Annotated in this window: 13 protein-coding genes; 6 read left to right on the top strand and 7 right to left on the bottom strand. The window is 69.4% G+C overall.

The features are described 5' to 3' along the window. Nucleotides 1-897 carry a DUF3710 domain-containing protein gene (locus GH2_RS11550; RefSeq protein ID WP_066167677.1) on the top strand — a complete coding sequence of 299 codons (897 nt, stop codon included), beginning with the start codon at nucleotides 1-3 and terminating at the stop codon, nucleotides 895-897. Here GH2_RS11550 and GH2_RS11545 read toward each other — a convergent pair. Next, entirely contained in the window at nucleotides 871-1584 is a 714-nt protein-coding gene (locus GH2_RS11545) for an alpha/beta hydrolase (RefSeq protein ID WP_066167674.1), read from the bottom strand. The genes GH2_RS11550 and GH2_RS11545 overlap by 27 nt on opposite strands. Before the next feature lie 71 nt (nucleotides 1585-1655). Here GH2_RS11545 and GH2_RS11540 point away from each other — a divergent pair, with 71 nt between their 5' ends. Continuing rightward, nucleotides 1656-2030: an OB-fold nucleic acid binding domain-containing protein gene (locus tag GH2_RS11540; RefSeq protein ID WP_066167670.1), complete on the top strand. Its 375-nt coding sequence runs from the start codon at nucleotides 1656-1658 to the stop codon at nucleotides 2028-2030. Nucleotides 2031-2045: 15 nt separating this feature from the next. Here the strand turns inward: GH2_RS11540 and GH2_RS11535 are convergent, their stop codons facing one another. The 4 genes from GH2_RS11535 to GH2_RS11520 all read right to left on the bottom strand — a co-directional run bounded on the left by GH2_RS11535 (nucleotide 2046) and on the right by GH2_RS11520 (nucleotide 5186). After that, nucleotides 2046-3209 (bottom strand): globin domain-containing protein, encoded by a 1164-nt coding sequence (locus GH2_RS11535; protein WP_066167667.1) that lies wholly within the window; start codon nucleotides 3207-3209, stop codon nucleotides 2046-2048. After that, nucleotides 3206-3712 (bottom strand): RrF2 family transcriptional regulator, encoded by a 507-nt coding sequence (locus GH2_RS11530; RefSeq protein ID WP_066167664.1) that lies wholly within the window; start codon nucleotides 3710-3712, stop codon nucleotides 3206-3208. Before GH2_RS11530 ends, GH2_RS11535 begins: the two co-directional genes overlap by 4 nt. Nucleotides 3713-3858: 146 nt before the next feature. Further along, nucleotides 3859-4521, bottom strand: a complete 663-nt coding sequence (locus GH2_RS11525; RefSeq protein WP_066167661.1) for a potassium channel family protein — start codon at nucleotides 4519-4521, stop codon at nucleotides 3859-3861. A 2-nt stretch (nucleotides 4522-4523) separates the two neighbouring features. After that, complete coding sequence (locus GH2_RS11520; protein WP_066167658.1) at nucleotides 4524-5186, bottom strand: potassium channel family protein; 663 nt, start codon at nucleotides 5184-5186, stop codon at nucleotides 4524-4526. 88 nt (nucleotides 5187-5274) lie between these two features. Between GH2_RS11520 and GH2_RS11515 the strand changes: the two genes are divergently transcribed. The 3 genes from GH2_RS11515 to dxs all read left to right on the top strand — a co-directional run bounded on the left by GH2_RS11515 (nucleotide 5275) and on the right by dxs (nucleotide 10625). Continuing rightward, nucleotides 5275-7398, top strand: a complete 2124-nt coding sequence (locus GH2_RS11515; RefSeq protein WP_239588856.1) for an APC family permease — start codon at nucleotides 5275-5277, stop codon at nucleotides 7396-7398. Continuing rightward, nucleotides 7395-8663 (top strand): class I SAM-dependent RNA methyltransferase, encoded by a 1269-nt coding sequence (locus tag GH2_RS11510; RefSeq protein ID WP_066167655.1) that lies wholly within the window; start codon nucleotides 7395-7397, stop codon nucleotides 8661-8663. Before GH2_RS11515 ends, GH2_RS11510 begins: the two co-directional genes overlap by 4 nt. A gap of 69 nt (nucleotides 8664-8732) precedes the next feature. After that, the gene (gene dxs, locus GH2_RS11505) at nucleotides 8733-10625 is read left to right on the top strand and encodes a 1-deoxy-D-xylulose-5-phosphate synthase (RefSeq protein ID WP_066167652.1); all 1893 of its coding nucleotides are present in this window, start codon (nucleotides 8733-8735) and stop codon (nucleotides 10623-10625) included. Here the strand turns inward: dxs and GH2_RS11500 are convergent. Both GH2_RS11500 and GH2_RS11495 read right to left on the bottom strand, forming a co-directional pair. Beyond that, nucleotides 10600-11814 (bottom strand): ribonuclease D, encoded by a 1215-nt coding sequence (locus tag GH2_RS11500; protein ID WP_066167649.1) that lies wholly within the window; start codon nucleotides 11812-11814, stop codon nucleotides 10600-10602. The two genes, dxs and GH2_RS11500, sit on opposite strands and share 26 nt — an antisense overlap. Beyond that, nucleotides 11811-12452: a DUF3000 domain-containing protein gene (locus tag GH2_RS11495; RefSeq protein ID WP_084247454.1), complete on the bottom strand. Its 642-nt coding sequence runs from the start codon at nucleotides 12450-12452 to the stop codon at nucleotides 11811-11813. Before GH2_RS11495 ends, GH2_RS11500 begins: the two co-directional genes overlap by 4 nt. Nucleotides 12453-12595: 143 nt before the next feature. Here GH2_RS11495 and hemE point away from each other — a divergent pair, with 143 nt between their 5' ends. Further along, complete coding sequence (hemE, locus tag GH2_RS11490) at nucleotides 12596-13624, top strand: uroporphyrinogen decarboxylase (protein WP_066167644.1); 1029 nt, start codon at nucleotides 12596-12598, stop codon at nucleotides 13622-13624. Nucleotides 13625-13632: the final 8 nt, after the last annotated feature.

Below are 13632 nucleotides of genomic sequence, written 5' to 3'. Positions count from 1 at the left end.
ATGGCTGACAAGTTCACGATCGGCGACGCCGCGGGACCGTACGACATCGCCGATCTGACGACCGCGCCCGCGGAACTCGCGAACTCGCACCTGGATCTCGGCTCCGTGCTGATGCCGGTCGTCGAGGGGGGCCAGGTGACCGTCGAGATGTCCGCCACGCACGAGCCGGAGGCCGTTTACCTCGTGACCCCGGTCGGCCGCATCGGCATGCACGCGTTCGCGGCGCCACGGAGCGGCGGCCAGTGGCGCGAGGTGGTCCGTGAGCTCGCCGAATCGTTGCGCGCCGACGGCGCACAGACCTCGATCGAGGACGGGCACTGGGGCCGCGAGATCGTCGCGCGAGTGCCGGGCGGCAGTCACCGGTTCATCGGCGTTGACGGTGCGCGCTGGATGGTCCGCTGCGTTGCGAGCGGCCCGGAGGAGTCGGAGGTGCAACTGGCGCAGTTGGCCCGCGCCGTGCTCGCCGAGACTGTGGTGCGTCGCGGCAACGAGCCTTTCCCACCGCGCGAACTCCTGCCGATCACGCTGCCGCCGGTGCTGGCCGAGCAGGTGTCGGCTGCCCAGCAGCAGATGGTGGACCAGGCGGCTGCCGAGGCCGGCGTCGATGCTGAGACCGGCGGTTTCCCGTCCCAGCCGCTTTCCGCTGCGCCGTCGGAACCGTCCGCTCCCGCCGTGGAGCCGGTGCCCGGCGGTGCCGTCGCACAGAGCGCTGCGGCCACGGTGTACAGCGACGACGCGGACCTCCCGGACCAGTCCGACGTCACCGCATCGGAGCCGGAAACGGCACCCGAATCGGCCGACGCAGCTGAGGCGACCCAGCGAGCAGGCGCGACCGAAGACCAAGCGCCGCCGTCGAAGGGCTCGGCGATGTCACGGTTCCGCAGGCGTCGTCGCTGACGCCTGCCGCCACGCGTCCACGCAGGCTCGGCCCAACAGCTGCTCGTCGGGGCCGAACTCGGTGAGCGGCACCTCGCACAGTGCTCCGCGGCTGACTGCTGCCACCCAGTCGCGGCCGACGTCGATCGGATGCAGCGGGTCGTCGGGTGCGGCGGCCACGCCGAGCGGAACCGGCAGTGCGGCGATCTCGGCCAGGGTGGGCGCGCGGTAGGTCGACGCCGCCCGCAGCTGGGCGGTCAGTCCTCGGTCGGCGAGCGAGCGCCACGAGCGCGCCAATTCCGCACCGAGCCATGCCGGACTGGTCGCGATCATCGCATCGATGGTCGGCTCCACACCGTCGCGCTCGACGGCGTCGGCGGTGATGCGCGCCGACGCTGCGGCGAGGGAGTCGCCGACCTCTCCGGACCACGGCGGAAGAGCGGCCAGGACGCCGCGGCACCGGTCGGTGTACGACGAACGCAGGACCCAGTCCACGGCGATCGCGGCACCGATGGAGACCCCGCCGACGAGAAAGTCCTCACCACTGGCGGTGAGGGCGTCCAGCCGTTGTTGATAGCTGCTGACCAGGTCGGATTCGGGTTCGAGTGCCACGAGGCGGGCGTCGCACGCAGTGGCGCCGGTCCGGAAGGCGCGGGCGACGAAGTCGGCGTCGGAGCCTGTGCCCGGCATCACGATCATGAGGGTCATACCTCGATCATGCACGGGTAGTATGGTGAGTTTGCAAGGGAGTTCCACCACGTGATGCCCGGAGGATTGGGATGGCTGACTCGGGTCTGCTCAAGCGGCTCGGACGGATGCTGACCGAAGATCTCGACGAGATCGAAGACGATCGCATTCAACGAGAATGTGTTACGCCGGGCGCTCAGCGCGCCGTCGACTGCGTGCGTGGCGACGAGGCGACGATGGTGGGCGAACTCCGCTCCGTCCAGACGTGCTCGCGCAACACCAAGACCGGCGTGTCCGCGGAGTTTTTCGACGGCACCGACACCGTCGTTCTCAAGTGGATGGGGCGCAATCGCATCCCGGGCATCGAGCCGGGACGACGCCTCACCGTGCGCGGTCGAGTCGCCGACGCCGGCGGCGCGAAGATCATGTACAACCCGTACTACGAACTCCACGCCGCCGACGAGTGACGGACTCGCTGCTCGCTACTTGGTGAGCACGCCGAACGTCTCGAAGTGAATCCGCTCGTCCGGTACGTCCTTCTCGAGCAGCGCATCGCGGATGGCGCCGAGGAAGCCGGACGGACCGCAGAGCAGCGCGACGGTGTCGGGCGCGATCTCGATGTCGTCGAGATCCATCAGCCCGATCCGCGTGGCGTCATCGGTGGCCAGCCCTCGTTCGTACCACTGCACCAGCTCTGCCGACGGCAGTTGATCGACCAGCTCGGCGAGGTCGCCGCGGTGCGGCTGCCTGCTGCGCGACCGGTCCGCGTGCAGCACGGTGACGGCGCGCGTGTCGCCGGTGGTGACGAGGTGATTCAGCAGGCCGATGACGGGCGTGCAGCCGATGCCCGCCGAGGCGAGCAACAGTGGTTCGTCCCCGTCGGGCAGCGTCAGGTCGCCGAAGGGGGTGCTGATGCGAACCAGATCGCCCTCGAAGACGTTCTCATGCAGATGACTGGAGACCTCGCCGTCGAGTTTCACGCTGATGTGCCACTCGGGGTCCGACGTCGAGCCGGTCAGACTGTACTGCCGGATCTGGTTGGCGCCGTCGGCCATCTCCGCCTGGATCGAGATGTACTGACCCGGCACGAAGGCGCCGAGCGGGGCGCCGTCGACGGAGGTGAGGGTGAAGGCGACGGCGTCGGGCGAGACCTGGGTGCGACCGCTGACTCGAGCCTGCCGCCACACGTCGCCGACCTCGACGCCCGCCGCGGAATACAGCTCGGCCTCGCGCCCGATCAGCACGTGGGCCATCTCCCAGTACAGCTCGTCCCACGCGGCGGCCACCTCGGGGGTCACCGCATCGCCGAGCACGTCGACGATCGCGGCGAACAGGTGCTCGTGCACGATCGGGTACTGGTCGGGAACGATTCCGAGCGAGGCGTGCTTGTGCGCGATGCGATCGATGATGAAGCGCAACTGGCGGGGATCGGACTCCAGCTGCAGGCGCGCGAATGCGGCGATCGCACCGGCGAGCACCTGCGGCTGGCCACCGGTGACCTGGTTGGTGCGGTTGAACATGTCGCGGAGCAGCTCGGGCCGCGCGGTGAACATCCGGTTGTAGAACTTGGGCGTGATCTCCGGCAGGGCGCCTTCGACGGCGGGAAGGGTGGCTGCGAGCACCTGCTTGGTGGCGGACGAGATCATCGACTTCTCCTCATTTCATCACTGCTGACCATTGGGGCCGTCGAGTCCGCACTGCGGCGGTCGGCGGGGACTGTGGGGAGGAGCGTCAAGAGTTGCGCTCCGGTGGGGTCGGCGATCAGGTCCTGGACCGTCAGCCGATCGAGACTGGTGTAGAACGCGTCCTGCGCGGTCGCCAGGGCGTGGCGCAGTCGGCACGCCGACCGGAGCGGGCACGGGCGGTCGGCGTCGTCGCAGTCGACCACCTCGTCGTCGCCCTCCAGGTGCCGGGCGAGCCAGCCGACGCCTGCGCGGGGACCGAGTTCGGTGATGGCCAAGCCGCCCGAGCGACCGCGTCGGGAGTTCACCACGCCGAGCTCCGCCAGTCGACTCACCACCTTGGCGACGTGCGTGTAACTCAGGTGGAGGTCGTCGGCGAGCTGCCGCGAGGTGTGCGTGGCCTCCGGGTCGGCCGCCAGCGCCATGACGACGCGGAGACCGATGTCGGTGAACCGGGTGAGCTGCATGAAACGATCAGAACATAATTGGAGTCTTGGACTCCAATTAATGTGTTGGACCTCTCATGACCTGCGGAAACAGGGAAATTCAGCGGCGAGATATGGGCCTAAGTCCCTGTACTACTACGTAGTGTAGTAGTTAAATGAGAGGCTCGTCAGAGGGGAGACTTGATGGTCTGATGCAACTCGTCCTCGGACTCCTCGGGAGCGATGAAGACGAGCTCGTCGCCGCCCTCGAGCGGATCGTCGGACTGCGGCACGATGACGCGACGGCCCCGGATGATCGCGACGAGCGCGACGTCGCGGGGGAGTCGCAGGCGCCGGACTGGCTTGCCTGCCAACGGAGTGTCGTCCGGGAGCGTCAGTTCGACGAGGTTGGCCTGTCCCTGGCGGAACGTCATCAGCCGCACCAGGTCGCCGACCGTGACCGCCTCCTCGACGAGGGAGGCCAGCATGCGCGGCGTCGAGACCGCGACGTCGATGCCCCAGTCCTCGTTGAACAGCCACTCGTTGCGGGGGTCGTTGACCCGGGCGACCACGCGGCTGACGGCGAATTCGGTGGTCGCCAGGAGGCTGACGACGAGATTGGCCTTGTCGTCGCCGGTCGCGGCGATCATCACATCGAAGGTCTGCAGCCCCGCGGCCTCCAGGTCTGACAATTCGCAGGCGTCGGCGTGCACCCAGTTGGCGCCGGGGACGGCGACCGGGTCGATGTGCGTGCGGTTGCGTTCGAACAGCGTCACGTCGTGCTCGTTGACGAGCAGTTCGCGCGCGATGGCCCGTCCGACGGCCCCGGCTCCGGCGATGGCGACTTTCACAGTTACTCCCGAGGCCTCTCGGCGCCTGCGACGGCGCGTGCATGGTCGGCGTTCGCGCCCAGGACGGCGACGTAGAGCACGTCCTCGTCCTGAATCACGGTCCGCTGGTCGGGCAGCACGATCTGCCCCATCCGGGACAGGAAGGCGACCCGGGCGCCGGTGAGCTCTTGGAAATGGGCGGCGTCGGCGCCGATCCACGACTCGTGGAACTCGATCACCGCCATCACCAGTTCGCCGGAGGGGTCGTGCCAGACCGGCGTGCTCGAGGTCTCACCCAGGGCCGCGACGAATCGCTGCGTGGTCCAGGGGACGGTCGCCACGGTCGGAATGCCCAGACGTTCGAAGACGGCGGCGCGCTTGGCGTCGTAGATCCGGGCGACGACGCGCTCCACGTCGAAGGTCTCGCGGGCCACGCGCGCGGCGATGATGTTGGAGTTGTCGCCCGACGACACGGCGGCGAAGGCGTCGCAGTCGGTGATCCCCGCTTCGTTCAGGACGTCGCGGTCGAACCCCACTCCGGTGACCGTGCGGCCGCCGAAATCGTCGCCGAGGCGTCGGAACGCGGTCTCGTCACGATCGATCACCACCACGTCGTGATCGAGATTCGACATGGCCCTCGCCAACGCGGACCCGACTCGGCCGCAACCCATGATGATGACGCGCACGATGCACGACGTTACTGCAGGAGGACTCGCAAACGCACCCCGGTGGGCAGAGGGGCCCTCGGGGTCTTAGTGTTGCTGAGTGTCCACGATGTCGAAGGTATCGGTCGCGACCAAAAGGTTGCTGCTCGGAAGGCCCTTCCGTAGTGATCGGCTCGGCCATACGCTCCTGCCGAAGCGGATCGCGCTTCCGGTGTTCGCCTCCGACGCGATGTCGTCGGTGGCGTACGCGCCCCAGGAGATCTTCCTGGTGCTCTCGATCGCCGGGATCAGCGCCTATGCGCTGGCTCCGTGGGTCGCCGTCGCCGTCGCCGTGGTGATGGTCGTGGTGGTGGCCAGTTACCGGCAGAACGTGCACGCCTACCCGTCCGGCGGCGGCGATTACGAAGTCGCGACGGTCAACCTCGGGTCCAACGCCGGCCTGACCGTCGCGTCCGCACTCCTCGTCGACTACGTCCTCACCGTCGCGGTGTCGGTCACGTCGGCAGCGGAGAACATCGGTTCGGCGATTCCGCTGGTCCACTCGAACAAGGTGTGGTTCTGCGTGCTCGGCATCGCGCTGCTCGCCGCGGTGAACCTGCGGGGCATCAAGGAGTCGGGCGCGGTCTTGGCGCTCCCGACGTATGCCTTCATCGCAGGCGTCCTGCTGATGCTCGGGTGGGGAGCGATTCAGATCTTCGTCCTCGGCGATGCGGTCGAGGCCTCGACCTCCCACTACGGCATCGTCGCCGAGCACCCCGACATGATGGGGCTGGCCATGGCCTTCCTGGTCGCGAGATCGTTCTCGTCCGGGTGTGCGGCACTGACGGGTGTGGAGGCCATCAGCAACGGCGTCCCCGCGTTCCAGAAGCCGAAGTCGCGCAACGCCGCGACCACGCTGCTGCTCCTCGGCTCGTTCTCGATCGCCCTGCTGCTCGGCATCGTGATGCTGGCACAGAAGATCGGCGCCAAGTACGTCCTCGATCCGGCCAAGGACCTGACCGGGCTCCCGGACGGCTATCAGCAGAAGTCCATCCTGGCGCAGATCGCCGAGGCCGTCTTCCACGGCTTCCCGGCGGGCTTCTACTTCATCGCCACGGTCACGGCACTGATCCTGTTGCTGGCCGCGAACACCGCGTTCAACGGCTTCCCGGTCCTCGGCTCGGTCCTTGCGCAGGACCGCTACCTGCCGCGACAGCTGCACACTCGCGGCGACCGACTGGCCTTCTCGAACGGCATCGTCTTCCTCGCCCTGGCCGCCAGTGCCTTCGTCATCGGGTTCGGTGCCGAGGTCACGTCGTTGATCCAGCTGTACATCGTCGGCGTGTTCGTCTCGTTCACGCTCAGCCAGATCGGCATGGTGCGGCACTGGACGCGGCACCTGACGACCGAGACCGATCCGGACGCGCGCCGACGGATGCAGCGGTCCCGCGTCATCAACGCGATCGGCATGGTGATGACCGGAACGGTCCTCGTCGTCGTGCTGATCACCAAGTTCACGGCGGGCGCCTGGATGGCGATCCTGGCGATGGTGTGCCTGTTCGTCCTGATGAAGCTGATCCACCGCCACTACACGGCGATCGAACAGGAGTTGGAGCTCGACGACGCCGAGATCGACGACGAGGTGCTGCCGAGCCGCAGCCACGCCGTGGTCCTGGTGTCGACCCTGCACCTGCCGACCCGCCGCGCCCTCCGGTACGCGCGCGCCACCCGGCCGGACGACCTCGAGGCGATCACGGTGAACGTCGACGACCGGGACACCCGGATCCTCGTCAGCGAGTGGGAGGACAGCGACATCACGGTGCCGCTCAAGGTCCTCGCCTCGCCCTACCGGGAGATCACCCGGCCCATCATCAACTACGTCCGCCGCCTGCGCCGCGAGTCGCCGCGCGACGTCATCACCGTCTTCATCCCGGAGTACGTGGTCGGCCACTGGTGGGAGCAGATCCTGCACAACCAGTCGGCCTTCCGGCTCAAGACGCGCCTGCTGTTCGAGCCCGGCGTCATGGTCACCTCGGTCCCGTGGCAGCTGAACTCGTCGGAGAGCCGCGCCCGCCGAGCCGAGTCGAAGTACAACGCACCGGGCACCCTGCGTCGCGGATTCACCGCCGCCGCCGCCGCTCAGGCCGCCAAAGACAAGCAGGCCGCCAAGCAGCGGCAGATGCGCAACCAGGCGAACGATCAGCGACAGCCGCCGAGAACACCCCGCGAACCGAAGGACAGAGAACAGCGATGACCGCATCCGAAGGCCTCGTCGAGCTGGACGTGACCGGCTACGCGAACGGCGGCGCGGGCATCGCGCGGCGCGGCGGCCGGGTGATCTTCGTCGACGGCGCGCTTCCCGGCGAGACCGTGCAGGCGCAGATCACCGACGATTCGCACGTCGCTTACGCCAAGGCGATCGCCGCGACGATCGTCGTGCCGTCCGACCGGCGGGTGGCCCCGGGGTGCCCGGCGGCGGCCGCGGGAGCGGGCTGCTGCAATCTCAGCGCGGTGGACCCGGCATACGCGCGTGAGCTCGGCGCCACAGCCCTGGCCGACGTCCTGCGCCGGATCGGCGGATTCTCCGGGGACGCGCCGACGGCGCCTGCCGTCGAGGCCCTGGCGGAACAGTCCACGGGCTGGCGGATCCGGACGCGGCTGGCCGTCGGCCGGGACGGTCGTGCCGGTCTGCGTGGCCGGCGCTCGTCGACCATCGTCACCGAGCCCTGCGCGGCGCCGGTCGCCGGACTGCTCGACGACGTCGACGCGCTCGGCGCACGTCCGGGCACCGAGCTGGTCCTGATGGCGGGGGCCGACGGCACGCGCCATGCCGGGGAACTGGAAGCCGCGCGCGTCGCGCGCGGCGGCGGACGCCGACGGAGTGCGCAGCGGTCGCGCGGCGCGCGCAGCGGTCTGCGTGCGGTCCGGAATCTGGCGGGCGACGACCTCGTGACCCACCGGGTGGGCGCGCGGTCATGGGAGGTTCCGGTCACCGGGTTCTGGCAGGCGCACCGCAATGCACCCGAGACCTACGTCGACGCGGCGGTCACCATGCTCGCCGAGGTCGGGGTCACCGGGTCGGTGCACGCGTGGGATCTCTACGGCGGCGCAGGTGTCTTCGCGGCCTCGCTGCTCGACCGAGGCGCCGCGCACGGTTTCACCGTGACGTCGGTCGATCTCGTCGACACCGACCCCGGTGCACTCGCCGCTGCGGAGGTGACGCTCGCCGACGATCCGGTGCGGATTCACCGCGGGGCGGTCGCGGCGACGGTGGCCGGACTCGACCGCCCGCAGATCGTCGTCAGCGACCCGCCGCGCTCGGGTTCCGGTCTCGCCGTCGTCGACGCCATCACCGCCGCCGACCCGACCGCGGTGGTGCACGTCGGGTGTGATGCGGCGTCGTTCGCGCGTGATCTCGGTCGCTTCGCCGCGAACGGATACCGCGTCCGAGCTTGGCGGGCGTTCGACGCCTTCCCGATGACACACCACATCGAGGCGATCGCCGTGCTCACCCGGTGACGCCGAGTCCGTAGACTGGATCCATTGCGCGGTCGCTCGGGCCGCTGCGTGTGCGAAGGAGGACGACGGATGGGTGTGCTGGATCGAGTGGACTCGCCTGCGGACGTACGCGCCTGCACCCCGCAGGAGGCGGCCGAACTGGCCGACGACATCCGGGCGTTCTTGATCCAGAAGGTCGCCGCCACCGGCGGTCACCTCGGCCCCAATCTCGGCGTCGTCGAACTGACGCTGGCGATCCATCGCGTCTTCGAGTCGCCGACCGATCCGATCCTGTTCGATACCGGCCACCAGTGTTATGTGCACAAGATCGTCACCGGCCGCAAGGACCGTTTCGACTCGCTGCGGCAGGAGCACGGACTGTCCGGCTACCAGGACCGCGGCGAGAGCCCGCACGACTGGGTGGAGTCGTCGCATGCATCGGCCGCACTGTCGAACGCCGACGGTCTCAGCAAAGCCTTCGAGCTGCGCGGCGAGGACCGCACGGTGGTCGCGGTGGTCGGCGATGGAGCCCTCACCGGCGGCATGTGCTGGGAGGCGCTCAACAACATCGCCGAGGGCGACCGTCCGGTGGTGGTGGTCGTCAACGACAACGGGCGGTCGTACGCGCCGACGATCGGCGGCTTGGCCCGCAACTTGTCGGCGCTGCGTCTGCAGCCCGGCTACGAACGTTTCCTCAAGTCCGGTCGGCGCAGGCTCAAGAGTCTGCCGGTGGTCGGCGGCCCCGCCTACGCGGTGCTGCACGGCATGAAGAGCGGCGTCAAGGACCTCGTCTCCCCGCAGGCGATGTTCGCCGACCTCGGCATCAAGTACGTGGGACCGGTCGACGGCCACGACCTCGTCGAGATGGAGGGCGCACTGCGCCGCGCGAAGGCGTTCGGCGGCCCCGTGATCGTGCACGCGGTCACGCGCAAGGGCAACGGCTACGCGCCCGCAGAGAACGACGTCGCCGAGCAGATGCATGCCACCGGCAAGATCGATCCCGCGACCGGCAAGGCCCTCGCCGAGTCGCCGGAGGACTGGACGTCGGTGTTCTCCGCGGCGCTCGTCGACGAAGGCGGCCGGCGCGATGACGTCGTGGCGATCACCGCGGCCATGCCCGGTCCCACCGGACTGTCGGCGTTCGGTGACCGGTATCCGACGCGGATGTTCGACGTCGGGATCGCCGAACAGCACGGGATGGCGTCGGCCGCAGGCCTCGCACTCGGCGGCATGCATCCGGTGCTCGCGATCTACTCGACCTTTCTCAACCGGGCCTTCGACCAGCTCCTGATGGACGTCGCGCTGCTGAAGATGCCCGTCACCCTGGTCCTGGACCGGTCCGGCATCACCGGACCCGACGGGCCCAGCCACCACGGCATGTGGGATCTGTCGCTGCTGAACATCGTGCCCGGCATGCGAGTGGCCGCCCCGCGCGACGCCGTCCGGGTCCGCGAGGAGCTCGGCGAGGCGCTCGACGTGGCCGACGGTCCGACCGCGGTGCGTTTCGGGAAGGGGTGCGTGCCGCAGGACATTGCCGCTCTGCGGCGCCTCGACGACGGAGTCGACGTGCTGGTGGAGGATCAGGAGATGGTGGGCGGTGTGCTCATCGTCGCCGTCGGCTCCCTGGTCCAGGTCGGCATCGACACCGCGGCACTGCTGCGCGAGCGCGGCGTGGCTGCGACCGTCGTCGACCCGCGCTGGGTGCTCCCGGTGCCCGCGTCGATCGTCGCACTGGCGCGCGAGCACACCAGCGTCGTCACGATCGAGGACAACGGCGTCGAGGGCGGCGTCGGCAGCGCCGTCGAGTTGGCGCTGGACCAGGCGGGCGTCGACGTCCCCGTTCACCGCCGCGGCGTCCCGCAGCAGTTCATCTCGCACGCGTCACGCGATGCGATCCTCGATGAGTGCGGTCTGACGGCGCCGGCGATCGCCGACGCGATCGCGGGACCGGTGAGGACTACACGCCTGACAGCGCGTTCGTGATGGGAGCGACGATCAGGGCGCGCTGCCACGGGCGCGCGCCGTGTTCGGTCAGCCAGGCGTCGACCGTCTGACCGTCGGCGAGACCGTCCCAGCACAGGGTGCGGACCAGGTCGGGGGCGATCAGGTTCTCCTGCGGCAGACCGATCTCCTCGGCCACCTCGTGGATCACCGGACGGATCGCGCCGGCGCGCGCGGCGGCGTCCGGATTGCGCTGATCCCAGCGGTTGTACGGCGGCGGGCCGACGTGCGGCGCCTTCTTCGGCGGCAGCTCGGCGTCGGGGAGTTCCTGGGCGCGCGCGATGGCGCGCATCCACAGGTCGGCCTGCCGGCGTTGGCGGGGACCGCCGAAGACCGGCAGCTTGGTCAGCGCGTGCGCGTCGGTCGGGTTCGCGGTCGCCGCCGTGACGATCGCCGAGTCCGGAAGTACTCGGCCGGGAGCGATGTCGCGTCGCTGCGCGAGCTCCTCGCGCGCCGTCCACAGTTCGCGGACCACCGCGAGTTGGCGGGCGGTGCGCAAATTGTGGATCTGCGAGGTCCGACGCCAGCGGTCCGCGCGGGGAGCGGCGGGAGGTCGGGCGAGCACGGCCGCGAACTCCTCGGCGGCCCAGGTCTGACGACCCGCCCGGACCAGGGCGTCGTCGATCGCTTCGCGCAGTTCGACGAGCACTTCCACGTCGAGCGCCGCGTAGTTCAGCCAGTCGGCGGGCAACGGCCTCCGCGACCAGTCGGCGGCGCCGTGTCCTTTCGCGAGACCGAGGTTCAGAAACTCGGCGACCATCGCCGCGAGATTGACCTTCGGGAAGTTGAGCAGTCGGCCTGCGAGCTCGGTGTCGAACAGCGTCGCGGCACGGAAGCCGAGTTCACGCAGGCAGGGGAGGTCCTGATCGGCGGCGTGGAGAATCCACTCGGGGCCGTCGAGTGCGTCGATGACGGGTGCGAGGGCGTCCGGATGCTCGATCGGATCGATGAGGAAGCTGCCCGATCCGGTCCGTTTGATCTGAACGAGGTAGGCGCGCTGCGAATAGCGGTAGCCGCTGGCGCGCTCGGTGTCCAGAGCCACCGGTCCGGTGCCCGCTGCGAGCCGCTCGGCGGCGTCGGCGAATTCGTCGGGCGCAGTGAGGACCGGCGGAACACCGTCACGCGGCGCGGTGAGCGGGACGGGCGGTGCCTGTTCGGTGGATTCTGTCACGAGGACTGAACCGGGCCGAGAGCGGTGACGCCCGCGGGCGGCAGTCCGGCGGCCGACGCCAGGACCTCGCAGAACGCTTCGAGATGAGAACTGAGGTCGGAACTGCCCGCGGTCCACGATGCGCGCAATTCCAGTTGGTGGGCCTCGGGCGGCCCGGCGATGTCGCCGTACCGGACCGACGTCGTCGCGGTCACGGTGCCGCCGAGCGCCAGGACGGCGGGGACGTCGCTGCCCAGCGGAGGCTGGGACTCGGTCACACCGTCGGGGACACCGAGCGATTCCGCCAGCCAGGTCCAGGCCACCTGGGGGAGCAGCGGGTCGGCGGCCAGTGCGGCCTCCACCTCCGCTTGAATGAAGGCCACCATGCGGAAGGTGCCGTTCCAGGCCTCCTGGCCAGCGGGATCGTACAGCAGGACCAGGCGTCCGAAGGCACTGCCGGACGAGTCCGTCGGAACCAGCGAGGGGTCGTCGACCTCGGGCGGGCTCACCTCGACGCCGAGGGCGTAACTGTAGGGCGCCAGCCGCTGCGGAGGACGGATCGAACCGATCTCGATCTCGCGGCGCACGGTGGCGTCGTGAAGCGAGGCCACCGCGTCGCGGAATTCGGCAGGCTCGCTTGGAGCTCCAGATGTGGTCACGGCGCCAGACTAAGCCCGGAAATCTCCTGGACGTCGGAGGCGCGCCGCATGTTTGCCGTGGTCGGCCAGATGGCTTCTGGCCGGTGGAAGGTGGCAGAGTTGAGGCCATGACTTCGATTCGAGGCCGACGTTCGCCGTCCCGGATGCCATTGATCGCTGCCGCCACCGGCGGCACCCCGTCCCGTCGACCCGTGTGGTTCATGCGTCAGGCGGGTCGCTCGCTGCCCGAATACCGTGAGATCCGTGCCGGGCGCGGCATGCTCGAGTCGTGCTTCGAAGCCGACCTCGTCGCCGAGATCACCATGCAGCCGGTCCGCCGACACGACACCGACGCCGCGATCCTGTTCTCCGACATCGTGGTTCCGCTGCGGGCCGCGGGTATCGATCTGGACATCGTCGCCGGGACCGGCCCGGTCATCGCGTCGCCGATCCGCACGGCGGCCGACGTGGCCGCGATGCCACGGCTCGACCCGGCGTCGGTCGGTGCGGTCACCTCGGCGATCGGGATGATCATCGACGAACTTCCCGACGAGAAGGCCCTGATCGGCTTCGCCGGCGCGCCGTTCACGCTGGCGTCTTACCTCATCGAGGGCGGACCGAGCCGCACGTACGAGCGGACGAAGGCGATGATGCTCGCCGAACCCGAGACCTGGCACACGTTCATGGGGCGGATCGCCGACATCACGATCGCCTTCCTGCGCGCCCAGCTCGACGCGGGTGTGGACGCCCTGCAGCTGTTCGACTCCTGGGCTGGGGCCCTGTCCAAGGCGCAGTACGACGAGTACGTCGCACCCCACTCGGCACGGGTGATGGCCGAGGTGGCCGAGTACGGCGTGCCGCGCATCCACTTCGGGGTCGGCACCGGCGAGCTGCTGAACTCGATGACCGACGTCGGCGTCGAGGTGATCGGCGTGGACTGGAGGATTCCGCTCGACGAGGCCGCTGCCCGGGTGGGACATCGCGTCGCGGTGCAGGGCAACCTCGATCCGACCGTGCTGCTGGTGGGCGACGACGCCGTGCTGGAACGTGAGATCGACCGGGTGGTCGCCGCAGGCCAGCGCGCGATCGCCGCCGGCACCCCCGGACACATCGTGAACCTCGGACACGGCGTGATGCCGAACACCGATGCCGGGGCCATCACGCGGGCCGTCGAACTGATTCACGCCCTGTGATGGTCGTG

The organism is Gordonia hydrophobica NBRC 16057 (assembly GCF_001592365.1).
Taxonomy (GTDB): Bacteria; Actinomycetota; Actinomycetes; order Mycobacteriales; family Mycobacteriaceae; genus Gordonia; species Gordonia hydrophobica.
The sequence above is the reverse complement of the archived record's forward strand: the minus strand, read 5'-3'. Positions and strand labels throughout refer to the sequence as shown.

Coding starts and splice junctions, on each gene's coding strand:
- hemE (WP_066167644.1), top strand. CDS start 12,596: ATGCCATTGATCGCTGCCGCCACCGGCGGCACCCCGTCCCGTCGACCC.
- GH2_RS11540 (WP_066167670.1), top strand. CDS start 1,656: ATGGCTGACTCGGGTCTGCTCAAGCGGCTCGGACGGATGCTGACCGAA.
- GH2_RS11545 (WP_066167674.1), bottom strand. CDS start 1,584: ATGACCCTCATGATCGTGATGCCGGGCACAGGCTCCGACGCCGACTTC.
- GH2_RS11535 (WP_066167667.1), bottom strand. CDS start 3,209: ATGATCTCGTCCGCCACCAAGCAGGTGCTCGCAGCCACCCTTCCCGCC.
- GH2_RS11550 (WP_066167677.1), top strand. CDS start 1: ATGGCTGACAAGTTCACGATCGGCGACGCCGCGGGACCGTACGACATC.
- GH2_RS11515 (WP_239588856.1), top strand. CDS start 5,275: ATGTCGAAGGTATCGGTCGCGACCAAAAGGTTGCTGCTCGGAAGGCCC.
- GH2_RS11530 (WP_066167664.1), bottom strand. CDS start 3,712: ATGCAGCTCACCCGGTTCACCGACATCGGTCTCCGCGTCGTCATGGCG.
- dxs (WP_066167652.1), top strand. CDS start 8,733: ATGGGTGTGCTGGATCGAGTGGACTCGCCTGCGGACGTACGCGCCTGC.
- GH2_RS11510 (WP_066167655.1), top strand. CDS start 7,395: ATGACCGCATCCGAAGGCCTCGTCGAGCTGGACGTGACCGGCTACGCG.